This is a genomic window from Streptomyces sp. CRN 30, from assembly GCF_034105845.1.
In genome coordinates this window covers 1-18,913 of record NZ_JAVRHI010000077.1, presented here as the reverse complement: position 1 = coordinate 18,913, position 18,913 = coordinate 1, and the positions used below count along the sequence as shown (strand labels likewise).

At 73.9% G+C, this 18,913-nt stretch carries 12 protein-coding genes and 1 pseudogene; 6 read left to right on the top strand and 7 right to left on the bottom strand.

Going from position 1 to position 18,913, the window contains the following annotated elements; translation table 11 throughout:
* Positions 1-212: 212 nt before the first annotated feature.
* From UW392_RS07480 to UW392_RS07460, 5 genes are all read right to left on the bottom strand, one after another.
* Complete coding sequence (locus UW392_RS07480) at positions 213-983, bottom strand: thioesterase II family protein (RefSeq protein WP_320774083.1); 771 nt, start codon at positions 981-983, stop codon at positions 213-215.
* A gap of 106 nt (positions 984-1,089) precedes the next feature.
* Positions 1,090-1,284, bottom strand: coding sequence for a ferredoxin (locus tag UW392_RS07475; protein ID WP_320774082.1), 195 nt, complete (start codon positions 1,282-1,284; stop codon positions 1,090-1,092).
* Between the two features lie 36 nt (positions 1,285-1,320).
* On the bottom strand, positions 1,321-2,502 hold the full coding sequence (locus UW392_RS07470; protein WP_320774081.1) for a cytochrome P450: 1,182 nt from the start codon (positions 2,500-2,502) through the stop codon (positions 1,321-1,323).
* Positions 2,503-2,543: 41 nt separating this feature from the next.
* Positions 2,544-3,602 (bottom strand): DegT/DnrJ/EryC1/StrS family aminotransferase, encoded by a 1,059-nt coding sequence (locus tag UW392_RS07465; protein WP_320774089.1) that lies wholly within the window; start codon positions 3,600-3,602, stop codon positions 2,544-2,546.
* 35 nt (positions 3,603-3,637) lie between these two features.
* Positions 3,638-5,014 (bottom strand): glycosyltransferase, encoded by a 1,377-nt coding sequence (locus tag UW392_RS07460; protein WP_320774080.1) that lies wholly within the window; start codon positions 5,012-5,014, stop codon positions 3,638-3,640.
* A 327-nt stretch (positions 5,015-5,341) separates the two neighbouring features.
* Here UW392_RS07460 and UW392_RS07455 point away from each other — a divergent pair, with 327 nt between their 5' ends.
* From UW392_RS07455 to UW392_RS07430, 6 genes are all read left to right on the top strand, one after another.
* Positions 5,342-8,272 (top strand): helix-turn-helix transcriptional regulator, encoded by a 2,931-nt coding sequence (locus tag UW392_RS07455; protein WP_320774079.1) that lies wholly within the window; start codon positions 5,342-5,344, stop codon positions 8,270-8,272.
* A 36-nt stretch (positions 8,273-8,308) separates the two neighbouring features.
* Positions 8,309-11,098: an AAA family ATPase gene (locus tag UW392_RS07450; protein ID WP_320774078.1), complete on the top strand. Its 2,790-nt coding sequence runs from the start codon at positions 8,309-8,311 to the stop codon at positions 11,096-11,098.
* Between the two features lie 4 nt (positions 11,099-11,102).
* A complete protein-coding gene (locus UW392_RS07445; RefSeq protein ID WP_320774077.1) occupies positions 11,103-13,931 on the top strand; it encodes a helix-turn-helix transcriptional regulator in 2,829 nt (942 codons plus the stop codon).
* Between the two features lie 479 nt (positions 13,932-14,410).
* Positions 14,411-15,088 (top strand): PAS domain-containing protein, encoded by a 678-nt coding sequence (locus tag UW392_RS07440; protein ID WP_320774076.1) that lies wholly within the window; start codon positions 14,411-14,413, stop codon positions 15,086-15,088.
* Positions 15,089-15,146: 58 nt separating this feature from the next.
* Positions 15,147-15,920: an aminotransferase class IV gene (locus tag UW392_RS07435; RefSeq protein WP_320774075.1), complete on the top strand. Its 774-nt coding sequence runs from the start codon at positions 15,147-15,149 to the stop codon at positions 15,918-15,920.
* Positions 15,921-16,149: 229 nt separating this feature from the next.
* Positions 16,150-17,349, top strand: a complete 1,200-nt coding sequence (locus UW392_RS07430; RefSeq protein WP_320774074.1) for an oxygenase MpaB family protein — start codon at positions 16,150-16,152, stop codon at positions 17,347-17,349.
* Positions 17,350-17,379: 30 nt separating this feature from the next.
* Here the strand turns inward: UW392_RS07430 and UW392_RS07425 are convergent, their stop codons facing one another.
* Positions 17,380-18,582, bottom strand: a complete 1,203-nt coding sequence (locus tag UW392_RS07425; RefSeq protein ID WP_320774073.1) for a TetR/AcrR family transcriptional regulator — start codon at positions 18,580-18,582, stop codon at positions 17,380-17,382.
* Between the two features lie 35 nt (positions 18,583-18,617).
* Positions 18,618-18,913 (bottom strand): annotated as a pseudogene (locus UW392_RS07420) (NAD(P)-dependent alcohol dehydrogenase); the annotation flags it as partial.

Here is an 18,913-nt window from a genome sequence, read left to right as displayed (position 1 = left end):
TGTCCTTGTCCCTCAGGCGCGTGAGCGGAAAGTGACGTGGGGGGCCACGGACGGGATCGCCGTCCGGCCGGGTGCGGGCTCTCCGGTGGTGTGCCGACCACGGTCGTGGCGCGTGCGGGCACACGGTGTCGGCGGGCGTGCGTCGGTCACGGCTCCAGCGCCTGCCGGGCGGACGGCTCGGCCGCCCGCCCGTGCTGGATGCTTCCTCCCTCTCAGGGAGCCGCGGTGGCCGACTCCGGGGTGAGGGCGCGGGCGATCTCGCCGTTGACCGCCTCCAGGTGCTGGGTGAGGAAGAAGTGGCCGCCGCCGAACACCCGGAGCCGGAACGGCCCCGTGGTGTGGTCCTGCCAGCGCTCGGCCTCCGCCACGGTGGTCAGCGGGTCGTCCTCGCCGGTGAGGACGGTGATGCCGCAGCTCACCCGCCGGTCCGCGGGGCAGGTGTACGTCTCGATGGCACGGTAGTCGCCGCGCAGCGCGGGCAGCGCCATGCGCAGGATCTCCTCGTCGCCCAGGACGCCCGCGGCGGTGCCGTTGAGCCGCTTCATCTCGGCGACGATGCCGTCGTCGTCCCGCAGGTGCACCTCTTCGGCGCGGGTGGTGGACGGGGCCCGCCGGCCGGAGGCGAGCACGGTGCGCGGACCGCGGCCCCGCTGCTCCAGCCGCCACGCGGTCTCGAAGGCCAGCGCGGCGCCCATGCTGTGCCCGAAGAACACCGTCGGGCGGTCGTCCAGCGCCAGCAGCTGCTCGGTGATCAGGTCCGCCAGCGTGCCGAGGTCTCCCACGCAGGGCTCCTTGCGCCGGTCCTGGCGCCCGGGGTACTGCAGCGAGATCACCTCGGCGGCCGGGGCGAACCGGACCGACACCGGGTGGTAGAAGCTGGCGGAGCCGCCGGCGTGCGGGAAGCAGACCAGCCGTACCGCGGCGGCGTCGGCCGGGTGGTAGCGGCGCAGCCACAGGGCCGAGGTGTCGGCGGTGGTGGTCATGGTGGGTGTCCCTTCGATGGTTCGGTACTCCGGCGCCGGGCGGTGCCGCGCCGGCGGGGCGGAGCCGCCGGGTGCGGGCGGCGGCTCCCGTGGGCCGGTCTCCGGCTCAGTCCTCGTGCACGGTGACCGAGCCCGACGGGCACAGGTCGCCCGCCGCGCGGACCGCTTCCCGGTCCTGCTCGCCGGGCTCCTTCCGCAGCAGGACGACGACACCGGCGTCGTCCTGGTCGAAGACGTCCGGCGCGTTGAGCGCGCACTGGCCCGCTCCGACGCACCGCTCGCTGTCGACGGTGACACGCATGATGATGGGCTCCTCGGTGGGATCAGGGGTGGGCGGCTACCAGCGCACCGGCAGCTCGTGCAGGCCGAACAGGATTCCGTCGTACTTGTAGGCCAGCTGGTCCTTGGGGACGTCCAGCGCCAGGGTGGGGATGCGTTCGAAGAGCTTGCGGTACGCGACCTCCATCTCGACCCGGACCAGGTTCTGCCCCAGGCACTGGTGGATGCCGTAGCCGAAGGCCACGTGCCGGCGCTCGGTGCGCTCCGGGTTGAAGGCGTGCGGGCACGCGAACGCCTCGGTGTCGTGGTTGGCGGAGGCCAGCAGCGGGACGATGCCCTCGCCCTTGCGGATGAGCTGGCCCGCGATCTCCACGTCCTCCACGGCGACCCGCAGCGCCACCATGTCGGCCACCGAGTGCAGCCGCAGCAGCTCCTCCACGAGCCGGTCGTTGCCGATCCACTCCGGGTGGGACAGCAGGGTGACCACGCCGAGCCCGATGTTGTTGGCGGTGGTCTCGTGGCCCGCGATCAGCAGGAGCAGCAGGACACCGGAGAGCTCCTCGTGGGTCAGCTGACCCGTCGACAGCAGCCGGCTGATCAGGTCCTCGCCGCGCCACTTGTCCTTGATGACGATCAGCCGGTTGATGTAGCGCAGCAGCTCCCGGGTGGCGGTGGCGCGCTGCTCGTCGGTGGAGGTGCGGATGGCGACCAGGGTGCGGGTGCGGGACTCGAAGAAGTCGCGGTCCGCGGCGGGCACGCCGAGCAGCGAGGAGATGACCAGGGACGGCACCGGCAGCGCGAAGTCGTTGACGAGGTCCGCGGTGTTGCCGCCGGCCAGCATGGCGTCGATGCGCTCGTCCACGGTCCGCTCGATGGCCGGCCGCAGCTCGCGGATGCGGCGCACGGTGAACTCCGGGATCAGCACCTTGCGGAACCGGTCGTGCTCGGGGGAGTCCAGGCCGACGAACCAGCCGGGGATCTGGTCCTGCTTGGGCACGCCCATCGTCTCGCCGACGTTGGGGAAGCCCTCGTTCTCGGGGTTGGCGCTGATCTGCGGGTGGGTGAGCACCGCGCGCACGTCCTCGTGCCGGGTGACCAGCCAGACCGGCACGCCGTTCGGCAGGTGGGTCTGCACCAGGCCGGACTGCTGCCGGTGCCCGGCGTACTGGGACAGCGGCAGCGGCTCCTCCGGCGTGCGAAAGGGGAAGTCGACCACCGTGGGGCCGGGGCTGGTCGTCATGTCCGCTCCTCGTTTCCTTTTCCTGCGGTCGGCGGGCGAAGTCAGCCCGTGGTGTAGAACTCCCGGACGGCGCCGGTGATGTACTCCTGGTCGGCGGCGGTCAGCCCGGTGTGGGTGGGCAGGTAGAGGCCGTCCTCGCTGAACCGGTGGGCGTTGAGGGTCGGCCACACCGGGTCGTGGTAGCCGGGCTGCCGGCTCATCGGCTTGAAGAACAGCCGGGTCTCGATACCGCGCGCGTCGAGGTGGGCGCGCAGCTCCTCGCGGCGTTCGGCGCGCAGGTCGTACATCCACAGCACGTCGCGGGCCGGCATCAGGGTGATGCCGGGGATGTCCTTGAGCCCGGCGTCGTAGCGGGCCTCGATCTCCCGGCGGGCGGCGAGGATGTCGTCCAGGCGCTCCGTCTGGCCCAGCGCCACGGCGGCCTGCATGGCCGTCATGCGGTAGTTGTAGGCCAGCTTCTTGTGCAGGAAGCTGTGGTCGCGGGTGAAGGCCATCGCCCGCAGGTGGGCCAGCTGCTCGGCGAGCCGCGGGTCCTCGGTGAGGCAGATGCCGCCCTCGCCGGACGTGATGATCTTGTTGGCGAAGAGCGAGAAGCAGGCGATGTCACCCACCGGGCGCACCCCGTGCGCCTCCGCCGAGTCCTCCACCACCCGCAGGTTGTACTGGTGGGCGAGGTCCATCACCGCGTCCATGTCGCAGCGCCGCCCGTAGACGTGCACCGGCATGATCGCCCGGGTGCGCGGGGTGATCTTCTCCTCGATGCGGGTGACGTCGATGTTCAGGTCGTCGCCGCAGTCCACGAAGACCGGCGTGGCGCCGGTGTAGGTGACGGCCCACGCGGAGGCCACCATGGTGAACTCCGGCACGACGACCTCGTCGCCCGGGCCGATGTTCAGGGCGCGCAGCGCCAGGGTGAGGGCGGCGGTGCCGGAGGAACAGGCGACACCGTGCGCCACGCCGTTCCACGCGGCGAAGGCCTCCTCGAACCGCTGCACGTACGGTCCCTGGGAGGAGATCCAGCCGCCGGAGACGGCGTCGGTGACGTACTCCAGTTCCCGGCCCTCCAGCCAGGGCTTGGAGACGGGGTGGGTGAAGGGCATCGGGTCCTCGCTGCGGTCGCTGGAATCGGTACGGGTCACGCCGTGGTGAGCCGGTCGAGCACGAGGTCGGCGGCGGTCTTCCGGCCGCCGGCCGCCTGCTGGAGGGCGCCGAGCCGCTCGGCCCGCGCACGGAAGGACGGGTCGGTGGTCACCCGGGTCAGCTTGTCGACCACGTCGTCGGGGTCGACGGTGTGCGGCCTGTCCAGGGTGAGGCTGACGCCGAGGTCCTGGCCGCGTACCGCCTGGTCGAAGCAGTCCACCCACAGCGGCCGCACCACCTGCGGCACCCCGAAGTACACTCCCTCGTGATAGGCGTTGCCGCCGCCGTGCGAGAAGAACGCCGACACGTTCGGGTGGGCCAGCACGTCCAGCTGCGAGGGCACCCAGCTCTCCACCCGCAGGTTGGCGGGGAGTTCCCCGGCGGCGGGCAGCAGGTGCTGCTGCTCCTTCGGCAGCTTCCACAGGAACTGGTGCGTGTCCGCCATCCGCCGGGCCACCTCCACCAGCGCGCCGACCTCCTCGCGGGTCAGCCGGGTGATGGTGCCGAAGCCCATGTAGACCACCGAGGACTGCCCGTCCAACCACGAGGACACCTCGTCGTCGTCCGGGGCCTCCGGCAGCGGCGGCAGCACGGCACCCACCAGGTGCACCTTGTCGGGCACGTCGAAGGGGTAGTCCAGCTCCGCGACGGAGGCGCACAGCACGGCGGCGGCCCGGTCCACCCGGGTCATCGCGTTGGGCGGGGTGATGCCCAGCTCCTTGCGGATGGCCGCGTCCTCCCGCAGCACCCTGCCCATCCCCGGGTTCATGAACATGCCCAGCGTGCGCCACTTGAACAGGGTGTTGGCCAGCTTCTGCCGACCGGACATGGCGAGCGGCAGACCGGAGTTGGGGACCGGGAAGTTCTTCGGGGTGTACGACGGGCCGAAGGGGTTGTGCGAGGTCAGCACGTTGCTGGCGACGAACGGCACGTTGAGCACGTACGGGATGTTCCGGGTCAGCGCCAGGTCGACCGCGAAGCCGGCCACGCAGTCGACGACCAGCAGGGCCGGCCGCACCTCGTCGACGATCCTCTCCAGCGCCCGGTACTTGCGGGCCTGCAGCGCCGGCTTGTACGACTGCCGGATCACCGCCCGGTGCGCCTTGAACCGGGACGACTGGGTGACCTCGCGGTACACGTCGTCCCCCCACGTCACCGCGGACAGCTCGGAGATCACCTCGCCCAGCGAGGCGAACGACACCGGCGAGGCGTCCGAGAGCGCCTCCACCTCCGCACGCCGGTGCTCGTCGGTGGCGAACCACAGATCCGGCACCCCGCGCCGGGCCAGCTCCCCGGCCAGCACCAGCAACGGGTTGAGCAGCCCGCTCTCGGGGAGGCTGACGAAGAGGATCGGCCGGGCGGCGGAGTCCATGGAGGCCCTTTCACGAAGTGACTGCGGTCGGCCGCCGCGTTCCGCCGGTCGGCAGGGCACGGGTGCCGTCAGGGGTGCGGCGCACGGCCGGCCGGACCGGACACGGACGGGCACCGACCGCACGCCACCTTGATCTCACGGCGGCTACCGGGGAAATCCTTAGACTCCTCGGCCGCAGGGTGACTGCGAGGAAATCGCTGTGCGTAGATGGGCTCGCGGCGGGCATCCGTGCTCCGTCGGCGACCGGCACCGGACGCATGGTCCGCGGCGGCCGGCGCTCCCCCCACCGGGCCGCCGCGCCCGCCCTGTACGACCCGAGGAGAGCAAGTGAGCAACCGGGCCCGCGCCGCGATCTCCGCACTGCCGCTGGTCGGCCGGGCCGCGCACCTCGACGCCCTCGCCCGACACGCCGAGGCCGCCCGGGCCGGACGCTCGCGCCTGGTGCTGGTGGACGGCCCGGCCGGGGCGGGCAAGACCGCCCTGCTGGACACCGCCCTCGCCGACGACGGCCCCTTCGCCGGCATGACCGTGCTGCACGGCGCCTGCCGGGCCGAGGACGGCAGCACCGGCTACAGCGGCGTACGCGCCCTGTTCGGCCCGCTCGGCCTGACCCGCCGCAAGAACCGCACCTCCCCGCTCCTGGACGGCGGCGCCCGGCGCGCCCTGCCGGCCCTCGCCCCCGACCCCGGCGACCTCGAGGACGCGCCCGGCGGTACCTTCCCGGTGCTGCACGGCCTGTACTGGCTGGCCGTGAACCTCATGGCCGACAAGCCGCTGGTGCTCGTCCTCGACGACGCCCACCAGTGCGACGAGCGCACCCTGCGCTGGCTCGACTTCCTGCTGCGGCGCGCCGACGGCCTGCCGCTGCTGGTGGTCGCCGCGCACCGCACCGAGGCCGGCCTCTCGGCGCCGGACGCCCTCGCCGACCTCATCGCCCACCATCTGCCGGCGACACTGCGGCCCGGCCCGCTCGACACCGCTCAGGTGGCGGAGCTGACCGCGCGGGCCTTCCCCGCGCAGCGGCCCGAGCCGTCGTTCGTCGGCCGCCTCGTCACCGTCTCCGGCGGCAGCCCGCTGCAGGTCGTCCGGCTCCTGCACGACCTGCGCACCGTGGGCCTGGGACCGGACGGCGCCGGGGCCCGGCGGATCGCCGAGGTCGGCGGCCGGGTCGTGGCCGAGTCCGTGCGCGCGGTGGTGGAGCACCAGCCGGGCTGGGTCCTCGACGTCGCCCGCGCCCTGGCCGTGCTCGGCGAGGAGGACACCTCCTACCTCGCCACCCTCGCCGGTCTGTCCGTCGTGCACGTCGAGGAGGCGGTGGAGATCCTCCGCCACGCGGGGCTGGTGCGGCCCGGGCGCCGGGAACTCGACCACGACCTGGTGCGCGCCGCGGTCCTGGACACGCTCGACGCCGACGGCGCGGCCGCCCTGCGCCTGCGGGCCGCACGGCTGCTCAGCGACATCGGCCGCGCACCGGAACAGATCGCCGCGCACCTGCTGCTGTCCGGCACCGACGACGCCTGGACCACCTCCGTCCTGCGGGCCGCCGCCGAACAGGCCGAGCAGCGGGGCGCCCCCGAGGCCGCGGCCCGCTACCTGGAGCGGGTACGGGAGGCCGGACCGGACGACCCCGACCTCCTCACCCGGCTCGGGCGGGCCCTGGCGGAGTCCGACCCGGCGCGCTCGGTCGACCTGCTGCGGCGGGCGCACGACCTGACCACCGACGTGCGCGCCCGCGCCGGCGTCGCCGTCAAGTACGCCCTCACCTGCCTCAGCGTGCAGCAGTCACCGGAGGGCACCCGCGTTCTCACCGAGGCCCTCGACGCCCTCGACGCCGAGCTGGGCCCGGACCCGGCACCGGACGACCAGGAACTGCGCACCCTCGCCGAGTCGGCGCTGCTGATCGTCGGCGCCGACGAGAAGTCCACCCTGCCCGGGACCGTGCGCCGGGCCGAACGGCTCACCCCGCCGCCCGGCGACACCCCCGCCCAGCGGCAGCAGCTCGCGATGCTCAGCGTGCTCAGCGCGGTAGGAGGCCGCTCCGCCGAGGACACCGTGCGCCAGGCGCGTCGCGCACTGCGCGCACCGGGTGTGCCGCTGGGCGCCTGGTCACTGGTCCCCGCCTCGCTCGCCCTCGCCCTGGCCGACGAGACCGAGGCGTCCCGGGAGGCGCTGGAGACGGTGCTGCGCGGCAGCCGCGACACCGCCGCGGTCTGGACGTACGTCCTCGCCCTGTCCACCCGGGCGCTGTTCGGCCTGGAGGACGGCGCGGTCACGGACGCCCTCGCGGACGCGCAGACGGCCCTGGAGATCAGCGGTCAGGAACGCTGGGCGGAGAGCACCACCATGGCGCACACCGCGTACGCGATGGCCCTCACCGCGCGCGGCGAGGCGGCGCGCGCCGAGGAGGTCCTCGACTCGCTCGCACGTCCGCACCTGGAGCGCTTCGGCTGGGAGTACCACTGGTACCTGATGGCGCGGGGCCGGATCCGCCTGGGGCTCGGCGACCGGGAGGGAGCCCTGGAGGTCTTCCGCGCCTGCGGGGCCTCCCTGGAGTCGGTCGGCATGGCCAATCCGGTCTTCGCGCCCTGGTGGCTGGAGACTGCCTGTCTGCTGGGTGAACTGGGGCGCACGGCGGAGGCCCGCGAGGCCGTCGAGCACGGCACCCGGCTCGCGGAGCGCTGGGGCACCCCGCGCGCCCTGGGCTACGCCGCCCTGGCCCACGGCGCCGCCACCCCGGGGCCCGCCGGGGTCGAGTCGCTGTACGAGGCGCTGCGGCTGCTGGGGAAGTCACCGGCCCGCGGCCAGCAGGCCCGTGCCTCCCTGCTGCTGGGGCGGGCCCTGGTGGCGCAGGGTGCCGTCCGGGAGGCCCGCGACCACCTGCGGGAAGCGGTGGCGCTCGCCCGGCGCTCGGGCTCCGTGGCGCTCGCCCGCAGGGCGCGGGAGGAACTGGTCGCGGCCGGCGGGCGGATGCGGGAGATCACCGCGTCCCCGCTGGACATGCTGACCGGCACCGAGCGCACCGTGGCCGGCCTGGCCGCCTCCGGTGCCGGCAACCGGGAGGTCGCGGAGTCGCTGTTCGTCACCGTGCGCACCGTCGAACTCCACCTGACGAGCGTCTACCGCAAGCTCGGACTGACCTCACGCGCCGAGCTGGCCGGATTCCTGGGCACGGGCGGCCCGCCGCCCCGCACCCCGCCCGGCGCCCCCGCGGGCCACCGGATGTACGGAAACCGGCCAACATCACGAAGGGTTACATAGGGTAGTTGTATCCCTGGTCAACTGTATGATCACCGCATGGCGTCCACCGAGTTCCCGCTCCTGGAGCGCGACCGCGAACTGGCGGTACTCTCCGCGGTCATCGGCGAGCTCCGGTCCGGACGCCCGGCTGTGGTCACCGTGACGGGAGGACCCGGTCTCGGGCAGAACGCCCTGCTCGACTGGGCGGCCGAACGTGCCGGGGCGTCGGGGCTGCGGGTGCTGACCGCCCGTGCCACCCCGGCCGAGCACGAACTGCGCTACGGCGTCGTCGCCCAGCTGCTGATGGAGGAGGACCGCGACGTGGCGGCGCGCCTCTACGCCGCCCGGGAGCAGGCCGGCGGACTGCCGGGCCTCAGCTCACTGCTCGGCACCGTCCGCGACCGGCCGACCCTCATCGCCGTGCAGGACGCCCAGTGGCTCGATCCCGCCTCGCTGCGCTGGCTGGAGGCGCTCGTCCGCCGCCTGCCCAGGGCCCCGCTCGCCCTGCTCGCCGGCTGCACCGGCACGGCCGCCGTCCGGCCCGAGTGGGGGACCGGCACCCTGCTGACCGGCCTCGCCACCGTCGTCGAACTCGCGCTGCCGCCCCTCACCACCGGCGGCACGGCCGCCGCCGTCCGCACCGTGTGCGGCACCGGCGGCGAGACCGCCTTCGCCGAAGCCGTCGCCGAGGTCACCGGCGGCATACCGGCCGTCGTCCACGACGTGCTGGAACGGTTCACCCGGAACGGGCACGCCCCCCGGCTCGACCACGTCGAGCACCTGCGTACGCTCACCGCCGAGGTGATCGGCGACCACGCCGCACGGGCGCTCGGCGCGGTGTGCGAACCCGCCGTCGTCGACGCCCTGCGCGCCCTCGCCGTCTGCGGCGACCTCCTCTCCTTCCACCTGGCCTGCACCCTCGCCGGCCCGCACGCCGTGCCCGAGTCCCGGCTCCGGGCCGCCCTGGAGGCCAGCGGCCTCGTCACCCTCCGCGACGGCGCCCCGCACGTCGACGACCCCGTCGTGCGTGCCCGGATCCTGGAGGACATGCCCGCGGCCGACCGCGCCGACCTGCACGCCCGCGCCGCCGAACTCGCCCAGCGCGTCGCCGCCGACGACCAGGGCGTCGCCGACCTGCTGCTGCGGGCCCGCCCCGTCGGCGCCCCCTGGGCCGTCGACACCCTGCGCCGCGGCTTCACCGCGGCGCTGCGCGGCGGCCGGCGCGACCGCGCCGTCGCCTACCTCGCCCGGGCGCTCGACGAACCGCTGGACGCGGAGGACCGGGCCCGGATCCAGTTCCAGCTGGCCTCCGTGGAGATGGTCACCGCACCCACGGCCGCCGAGCGCCGCCTCAACGACCTGATCCGCGACCCGGGCGCCTCCGGCCTGCGTTCGCGCGCCACCGACCTGTGCTTCCTCGGCGGTGACACCCGCGCCGCCCGGTACGCCCTGGCCGAGGCCATCGGTGACGCGCGGGCGGCTCCCGCCGCCCCCGGCGGGGCGGCGGAGCCGTCCGCCGAGGCCGAGCGCCACGAACTCACCGTCCTCCTGCGCAACGCCCAGTACCTGCGGCACGACGACACCGAGCTGCACATCCTCCCCGTCCCCGCCCTGCCCGAGAACTCCACCAGCCCCGCCGTCGCCGGGGTGCGGGCCTGGGAGCTGGGCGCGGCGGGCGTCCGCTCCGAACTGGCCCGCGGCCTCGCCCGGTCCGCGTTCGTGCCGCCCCCCGACGGCCGCCCCCTGCTGGTGACGCCGCGGCTGCTGGCCTGCCGCGCCCTCTTCCTCACCGACGACGGGGACGAGGCCGAGACCCACCTCGGCCTGATGCTCGACGAGGCCCACCGGGAGCGCAGCGCCATCGCCGTCGCCCACATCCTGGCCGTGCGGACCGAGCTGCACATCCGGCACGGCCGCCCCGACGCCGCCGCCCGTGACCTCGCCGCGGCCGAGTCGGAGCTGCCGCCCGCCCGGCTGCACCCGGTGTTCCTGCCGTTCCGGGCCGCGCTCGGCATCATCGCCGACCTGCAGACCGGCCGCGTCGCCCAGGCCCGCGAGACGGCCGCCCGCCCCCTGCCGGCCGCCGCCGAGGAGAGCGCCTTCTGGGGGCACCTGCTGTTCGCCCGGGGCCTCCTGGCCCGCGCCGAGGACGACCTGCACCGGGCCCGGGAGTACTTCCGCAACGCCGGGCGCTGGCTGCAGCGGCACGGCTCCTTCAATCCGGCCGTGGTGCCCTGGCGTTCCCTCGCCGCCGAGGCCGCCCACACCCTCGGTGGCGTCGCGGAGGCCCAGGGCCTGGCCCGCGAGGAGGTCGAGCTCGCCCGCGGCTGGGGCGCCCGCAGCGCCCTCGGCCGCGCCCAGCTCGGTCTCGCCAAGGTGAGCGGGGACGACCGGCTGCCGCTGCTGCGCGAGGCCGTCGTCACCCTGAGCGACTCGCCCGCGCGCACCTCGTACACCAACGCCGTCCTCGAACTCGCCACCGCCGAACGCGAGGAGAGCCACCGCAGGTCCCTCGCCGCGCTCGGCTCCGCGGGCGTGCCGCTGCCCGCCGCCGAGACGTTCACCCCGCTCCCCGACATCCCCGCACCGCGCGGCAGCCGGCCCCCCGGCGTCACCCCGCCGGTGCGGGAGCCGGCCCCCGCTGCCGCCGCCTGGCGCAGCCTGAGTCCCGTCGAGCGTGAGACCGCGGCCCTCGCCGCCCGCGGTCTCGGCAACCGGGAGATCGCCGCCAGCCTCTCCGTGAGCACCCGGGCCGTGGAGATGCGGCTCAGCGGCGTCTACCGCAAGCTCCGTATCCGCGGACGTGAAGAACTGCGCGCGATGGCACCAGGGACGGAGGGCAGCTGACCCCATGCTGCTGGAGCGCAACACCGAAATGGCCCTGGTCGACGCAAGCCTGGGTGCCGCGGCCGAGGGGCGTTCCTCCCTCGTCCTGGTCACCGGACCGCTCGGCATCGGCCGCAGCGCGCTGCTGCACGGGCTGGCCAGGCGCGCCGAGGAGCACGGGGACATCCGGGTCCTGCGGGCCAACGCCGCGCCCATGGAACAGGACTTCGCCTTCGGCGTCGTACGGCAGCTCTTCGAGACCCTGCTGATCGACTCGCCCGACGACGTCCGCGACCGGTGGATGGACGCGCACGCCTCCCTCGCCCGGCACGTGCTGGCCGACGACGTCGCCTCCGGCGGTGCCGGCCAGGCCATCGCGACCACCGAAGCGGTACTGCACGGACTGCTGTCGCTGCTGGCCAACGTCAGCAGCGACGGCAGGCTGCTGCTCCTCATCGACGACCTGCAGTGGTCCGACGTGCCGTCACTGCGGTGGCTGACCTTACTGGCCAAGCGCATGCGCGGGCTGCGGGTCGTCGTCGTCTGCGCCCTGCGCGACGGGGACCCGCGCAGTCAGCACACCCTGGTCCGGGAGGTGCGGGAGGCCGCCACCCAGACACTGCGCCCCTCCTCCCTCGGCCTCGACGCCACCCGCGCCCTGGTGCGGGAACGCTTCGGCGAGCCCGGCGACGACGCGTTCGTCCGGTCCTGCCACGAGGCCGCCGTCGGCAACCCGCTGTTCCTGGCCTCACTGCTGGTCGCCACCAGCGTCCTCGGGCTGCGGCCACTGGCCGGACACGCCGACGCCGTGCGCCGGATGCGTCCGTCCCAGCTGCGCGAGCGCCTGGCCAGCATCCTGCGCACCCAGCCCGCGGCGGTGCGCGACCTGGCCGCAGCCATCGCCGTCCTCGGCGAACAGGGCGAACCCGAGATCCTGACCCGGCTGGCCGGCCTCGACGCCATCGGCTACTCCGGAGCCCTGCGCACCCTCGCCGCCCTCGGCATGCTGACCGCCCCGCACGAACCGCGCTTCGTCCACCGCTCCGTCCGCGACGCCGCCGAGTCCATCCTCACCATGGAGCAGCGGGAGCGGATGCACGACGAGGCCGCCGCCCTGCTGTACGCCGCCGGCAGCCCCGCCGAACAGGTCGCCGCCCAGCTCATGGCCGTCGTCACCCGGCGCCAGCCGTGGGCCGTCGACGTGCTGCGCGCCGCGGCCGACACCGCGCTGCGCCGCGGCGCCCCCGACACCGCCGCCCGCTATCTCCAGCGCGCCCTCCTGGACAGCCCGGACGAGGGCGTCGACCGGGCCCGCCTGCTGGTCGAGCTCGGCACCGCCGAACGGGACTTCGACCAGCTCGCCTGCGAGCGGCACATCGCCCAGGCGATGGCGCTGCTGCCCGAACCCCGGGACCGGGCCGTGGCCGCGCTGCGCATCGCGCCCACCCCGCTCGGCCCCGCGCCGCCCACCGCCGTCGAACTGCTGCGGCAGGCGGCCGACGGGCTCGGCCCGGCCTCCGCGCTCACCGGCACCGACCGCGACCTCGCGCTGCGCCTGGAGGCCCGGCTGCGCCACTGCGGGCACGAGAACCCCCTCGGACTCGCCACCGCCGTCGACCGGCTGAAGGAACTCGGCCCCGAACCGCCGGTGGACACCAGCGCCGAGCGGGAACTCACCATCGCCCTGCTGTGCGCCGTCACCCTCGGGTGCCGGATGCCCGCGGCCGAGGTGGTGCGCCTCGCCGAGCGCGTCTTCGACCGGGAGCCCGCCACCAGCGCGCGCGTCCACTCCACGCTGCCCCTGGCGATCATCACGATGATCGGCGCCGACTCGATGGAGGCGGTCGACTCCTGGCTCGCCGTCGAACACCGCGCCCACGAGCGGGGCGGGCGGCCGGCCGACGCGCTGAGCTACCTCGAACAGGCCCTCGTCCACCTGGGCCGCGGCCGGATCGCCCAGGCCAGGGAGCAGTCCGAGACGGCGCTCGGCATGACGGAGTCCGACCACCACTCCCTGGGCGCGATCGCCGTGGTGACGCACGCCATGGTCGCCCTGGAGTCCCGAGACCCGGCCCTCGCCGCGCGCGTGGTGCGCCGCGCGAGCCGTATCCGTCCCCAGGGGCTGCCCCACACGGGCATGCTCCGGATGCTGGAGGCCGTCGGGGAGCTCTCCGCCGGGGACCGCACCGGCGCCCTCGACTCGCTCACCTCGTGCGGCCGCCAGCTGGACGCGGCCGGCTGGCACAACCCCGTGCTGTTCCCGTGGCGCCCCTGGGCGGTCGGTGTCTACCGCCGGCTCGGCGACACCTTCACCGCCCGCGCCCTGGCCGAGGAGGAGCACACACGCGCAATGGAGTGGGGTGCACCGGTCGGAGTGGGCCGGTCGCTGCGGCTGCTGGGCCGGCTGGAGGACGGCGGCCGGGGCACCGTACTGCTGCGTGAGTCGGTCGCCGTGCTGCGCGGCTCCGCCCACCAGCTCGAACTCGCCCGCGCCCTGCTGTCGCTCGCCGAGCAGCTCGGCGGCGGAGCCGAGGCCGAGGCCCTCGCCCGGGAGGCCGCCACCCTCGCCACCGTCTGCGGTGTGCCGGGCCTCGCCGAACGGGCGCTGCGCGGCATCGGGGAACGGCCCGTGCTCGCCGTCGTGCCGGAGGACGTGCTCACCCCGACCGAGCGGCGGGTGGCGCACCTGGCGTGCGAGGGCCTGACCAACCAGGAGATCGCCGCGTCGTCCGGCGTCAGCTCCCGGGCGATCGAGAAACACCTCACCCATGCCTACCGAAAACTAGGCATATCCGGTCGCAGGGAACTGATCGCCCTGTTGTCCGGTAGGCCTTATGGGCAATCCGCCGAGTAATACCGCGGAGTGGTGCGAGGAAGTAACGCAAAAGAAAACGCCCGGTCACGTGTCCCCGACCAATGGGGAGCGTGTCCGGGCGTTTCCGTTTCCCGGCCCGGGGTGTGGTCGGGCAGTTCCCGGGGGCTCGCGCGTGCGCGATGGTGCCGGTAATAGCTGAGTCTTGCTCAGGGACGGTGACGGAGGTGTCGCCGACGTCTGCCGTACGGGGTTCGGCCGCCCCGAACCCCCGGGTCGGGGGACCGAACCCCACCGACCGAACCTCTTCGGTGCGGGTCCGTACCCACCGAAGGGAAGACCGCAGTATTGGCTGGTCAGGGCGGTTTCACGTTGACCGTGGTTACCCGCCTTCGTAATATCCCAATCAACTTCCTTTCCGTTGCTCCTTTTCGGCAATGAAAAGCACGGACCCTGCTTCCCCCGCCTTCGGTCCGTGCTGCCCCCACACGCGTAAAGCGCAAATAGAAGGGTTAGGTGCCATGACGCTCACCACCCACACGACGCTCATGGATCGCGCCCATGCCGCCGGCCGGGCCGACGTCACCGATGGGTTCGAACAGGCCGGGGCCTACGTCGCCTTCCTCGACCGGACGCTCACGATCCAGCAGGTCAACCACGAGTTCGACCGCCGTTTCGGTGGCCCCACCACCGATCTGTGCGGTCGGCACTTCTGCGACGTGGTGCACCCCAGCGTCCGACAGCCCCTGATGCAGCAGTTCTCGCGCATGCTGGAGGGCAAGCGGCACCGCTTCGCCACCGAGATCATCGCGGTCGGCGGGGACCACGCCACCGCCACCCTCCCGCTCAGCGCCATGGCCGTCCGCGGCGGCCACATCCCCGACGTCACCGCGATCCTCGTGGTCATGTCCCCCACCGACGCGGACGCCGCCGGCGACACCGAGGTCGTGGCGCCGCGCAAGCAGCTGCTCAGCGAGATAGAGGCCCGCATCCTGGAGGGCATAGCCGCCGGCGTCTCCACCATCCCCCTCGCCGGCCGCCTGCACCTCAGCCGGCAGGGCGTGGAGTACCACGTCACCGGACTGCTCCGGAAGCTCAAGGTTCCCAACCGTGCCGCCCTGGTCTCCCGCACCTACTCCATGGGCGTCCTGAAGGTCGGCACCTGGCCGCCGAAGGTCGTGGAAGGCTTCATCAAGTGAGACGCACCCCGTCCCGCCGTACCGACGTCGCACCCCTCCACCCCGACAGGCCGACGCCATGATCGAGATCGACGGCGAACCCGCCGCACCCGACGACCTGACCGCCCTGGCCCTGACCAACTACGGCCACTTCACCACCTTCCTCGTCGAGGACGGCCGGGTCCGCGGACTCGACCTCCACCTGGAACGCCTGATCCGCGACTGCCGCATCCTCTTCGACACGGCGCTCGACCCCGACCGGGTGCGGGCCCTGGCCCGGCGCGCCGCACCCCGGCAGGGCCGCCGCGTCATCCGCGTCACCGTGTTCGACCCCGAGCTGAACCTGGCCACCATCGCCGCGCAGGCCCGGCCGCGCATCCTGGTGACCGCCCGCCCCGCCCCGGCCGACGACCCCGCCCCGCTCCGCGTGCGCACCGCCGTCCACCGGCGCGACCAGCCCGAGGTGAAGTCGGTCGGCCTCTTCCCCACCCTCCGGCTCCGCCGCCGGGCCCAGCAGGACGGCTACGACGACGTGCTGTTCACCGGCCCCGACGGCGACATCCTGGAGGGCGGCACCTGGAACATCGGCCTGGTGCGCGACGGCCGGGTGGTCTGGCCCGGCGGCGAGGTGCTCGCCGGTACCACCCGGCAGCTGCTGCGCCGCGCCGGGGGAGACCCCACCGACCTGGTCGAGCTCTCCGCGCTCGGTGACCACGAGGCCGCGTTCGCCACCCACGCCACCGTCGGCGTCCGCGCCATCACCGCCATCGACGACCACGAGTTCCCCGCGTCCCACCCGGCGGTGACGCGACTCGCGGAGCTGTACCGCGCGCTGCCGGCCTCGTCGCTCTGACGGTCTTCACCGCATCCCGGCCGCGCCCGGCTCGGAAGGGAGCCGGCAACCCCTGTACCGACATTCGCGACGAGCACTCGGTCACCACCATTGCCGACCGTGACGCGCCTCGCTATGTTAATCGAAAATCACATCAGCGCGGCGAGCTCCGGCACCCACCGGTCGCGCATCCGGCACATCTGCGACAGCACCTGTAAGCATCTGGCCCATCAGGGAAGCAGGTAAGGCAATGGAGAACCCCAGCAGGCGGAAGGCCCTGTCATTAGGTGTCGCGCTCGGCCTCGTGGGCGTGGCGCACCCCGTTCAGGCGTGGGCGTCGGCGGGCCCGGTGACCGGAGCCGCCGCGGGTACCGGTCCGGAGTGGATCTGGGACGACGCGGCGGACCCGCTGATGGCCTCGATGCTCGAGAACGGACACGTACCGGCGATCAACACCGCGTGGGCGTCGTGGGTGAACAACAACGACCCGCTGCCCGGCGGCCTGCCGGCCGAGTTCACCGCGTACCTGCGGCAGGTCAACCGGCTGCCCTCCTGGGCCGACCCCGCCAAGCTGGCCCGCGCGGCCGACTTCAACCGGCGCAGGGACACGTACCTCTTCATGCTGTACGGACTCGGCAGCGGCATCATGAGCACCGTCATCCCGCGCGAGGCCAAGAGCGTCTACTGGTCCGCGGGCGGCGCCGACATGCAGGACCGCGCGGCCAAGACGTTCACCTTCGGCTACGACCTGTCCGAGCGGGGAGCCTTCGAGCCGACGGGGCAGTTCGTCGTCACCGCCAACAAGACGCGCGTGGTGCACGCCGCGGTGCGCCACCTGCTGCCGCAGTCGCCGCACTGGCGGGCGGCCGCCGACGAGACGATCCCGATCAGCGCCGCCGACATCCTGGTCACCTTCCACAGCCTGGGCACCTACGTGCACCGGAAGCTGCTCGACTGGAGGATCCCGTACCCGGCCGCGGACCAGGAGGCGTTCCTGCACTCGTGGCAGGTCGCCGTCCACCTGCTCGGTGTGCCGTACGAGCACATCCCCCGGACCTGGGCGGCCGCCGAGCAGCAGTCGGCGCAGCTGCTCACCCCTGTCCTCAACCCCTCCACCGAGGGCATCGCGCTGGCCGAGGAACTGCTCGGCCTGACCGCCCAGATCGACCTCGGCGTCACGCGCGGCTTCCTCAACGAGTTCGTGCGCTACGTCCTCAGCGACGAGGTCGGCGACTGGCTGGGACTGAGACGCGACTACGCGGCAGCGGCCCTGGTCCGCACCGCATGGCCGGCGTTCATCCTGTTCCGTGAGGGACTGTCACCCGTCATGCCGGGCACCTTCTACATGTTCGACCAGTTCGTGCGCGCCCTGGCCATGCTGTTCCTCAACAAGGGCTCGTCCGGGACCACCACGCCCATCACCATCCCCACCGGGAACAGGCCGGGCTGAGCCGTCGGGCGGAAGCCGTACGGCAGTCGGTCAGAGACCCAGAGCACCCACGACCAGGGCGGTCACGGCCTCACGGCGGCCGGCGCCGTCCCGCCAGCGCAGTCTGCGCCCCGCCTCGACCACCACGCCGAACCCCGCGTGCACCAGCAACCGGGCCTGGCGCGGGTCCAGCTCCGGACGGACCAGCCTCAACTGTCGCTCCCAGACGGCGATGTGCTTGCGCTGGGCGAGGACCAGGGGCCGCCGCAGGCCGTCCGGCAGGCCGGCGAGCTCGGCCTCGGCGACGCTGTTGAGGTCGGTGTACTCGAAGCTGTAGGCCACGTACGTCGCCGCCAGCGCGACGACCGCGTCGTGCGGGCCGGTCACCTCCCGCAGACTCCGCTCCACGCCCTGGGCCAGCAGTCCCGCCGCCTGGAGGCAGGCCGCCGCCAGGATGTCGACCTTGCCGGGGTAGTGACGGTAGAGCGCGGACGGGGCCAGCCCCACCGCCTCCGCGATCTGTCCGTTGGTGACGCTGGCGAACCCGTCCCGGGCGAACAGCGGGACGGCCGCCGCGAGGATCTCCTCGCGCCGCGTACGCGGCACCGGCCGGGCGGGCAGCTCGACGGGGCGCGCACCCGGCCGGTCCGCCGCCGGATCGGTCGTGGCCACGCGCAGCGCGGACGCCAGCAGCAGTTCCTCGGCCCGGCGCCGCGCGAGGGAGGTGCGGTGCATCGTCACGGACCCGATCGCACCGAGGGCCGCCGTCGCCCGCAGGCGCTCGTCGGGCAGGGGGTGCTCGCGCTGCACCGCCTCGTCGACCCGCTCCGCCAGGCGGCCGAACTTCGCGGCGAGGGCCCGGCGGTCCTCGCGGTCCAGGTACCGGGCCTCCCACCGGTACACGCCGCCCGACGCGCGGTGGGCGACGGTGACCCCGGTGACGGAGGCGAGCACGTCCGTCAGGGGCGCCCCGGACGGCACCTCGTCGAGCGCGGTCACCAGCCGGTCCACCATGACATGGGCGCACGCGGCGAACAGCGCGTACTTGTTCGGGAAGTGCCGGTACAGAGCGGCCGCGGTGATCCCCACGCCGGCGGCGACCTCCTCCATGGAGGCCTTGTGGTAGCCGCGCTCGCTGAAGACCCGCCCGGCCGCGTCGACGATGAGCTGCTTGCGGTTGCGGGGCCGAGTGGCCGCGGTGGGGGTGGGACCGGCGGTCGCGGCCGGACGGGCGGAGGGGGAGGCGGCAGCCATGACGATCAGTCAACCACACGCCCTGTGGCGACAGGTCAGGCGAAGGTGAGCACCGGCTTGACCACGCTGCCGTCCGCCATGGCGGCCACGGCCGCACCGATGTCCTCGAACGGGAACGTGGTGACCAGCCGGTCGAGCGGGAAGAGGCCACGCCTGTGCAGGCCGATCAGCTCGGGGACGAAGCGGCCCGGGTCGGAGTCCCCCTCGATCACGCCGTGGACGCGGACGCCCTTGGCGAGCAGGACCGGCACGTCGAACGTCACCTCGCCGCCGAGGCCGAGGAGGGCGAGTTCGCCGCGCGGGCGCAGCGCGGACGCCAGCAGCAGTTCCT

Excerpts from the sequence above, each read along its gene's own strand:
- UW392_RS07470 (WP_320774081.1), bottom strand. The coding sequence starts at position 2,502 with ATGACGACCAGCCCCGGCCCCACGGTGGTCGACTTCCCCTTTCGCACG.
- UW392_RS07480 (WP_320774083.1), bottom strand. The coding sequence starts at position 983 with ATGACCACCACCGCCGACACCTCGGCCCTGTGGCTGCGCCGCTACCAC.
- UW392_RS07425 (WP_320774073.1), bottom strand. The coding sequence starts at position 18,582 with ATGGCTGCCGCCTCCCCCTCCGCCCGTCCGGCCGCGACCGCCGGTCCC.
- UW392_RS07450 (WP_320774078.1), top strand. The coding sequence starts at position 8,309 with ATGGCGTCCACCGAGTTCCCGCTCCTGGAGCGCGACCGCGAACTGGCG.
- UW392_RS07475 (WP_320774082.1), bottom strand. The coding sequence starts at position 1,284 with ATGCGTGTCACCGTCGACAGCGAGCGGTGCGTCGGAGCGGGCCAGTGC.
- UW392_RS07430 (WP_320774074.1), top strand. The coding sequence starts at position 16,150 with ATGGAGAACCCCAGCAGGCGGAAGGCCCTGTCATTAGGTGTCGCGCTC.
- UW392_RS07465 (WP_320774089.1), bottom strand. The coding sequence starts at position 3,602 with ATGCCCTTCACCCACCCCGTCTCCAAGCCCTGGCTGGAGGGCCGGGAA.
- UW392_RS07445 (WP_320774077.1), top strand. The coding sequence starts at position 11,103 with ATGCTGCTGGAGCGCAACACCGAAATGGCCCTGGTCGACGCAAGCCTG.
- UW392_RS07440 (WP_320774076.1), top strand. The coding sequence starts at position 14,411 with ATGACGCTCACCACCCACACGACGCTCATGGATCGCGCCCATGCCGCC.
- UW392_RS07460 (WP_320774080.1), bottom strand. The coding sequence starts at position 5,014 with ATGGACTCCGCCGCCCGGCCGATCCTCTTCGTCAGCCTCCCCGAGAGC.
- UW392_RS07435 (WP_320774075.1), top strand. The coding sequence starts at position 15,147 with ATGATCGAGATCGACGGCGAACCCGCCGCACCCGACGACCTGACCGCC.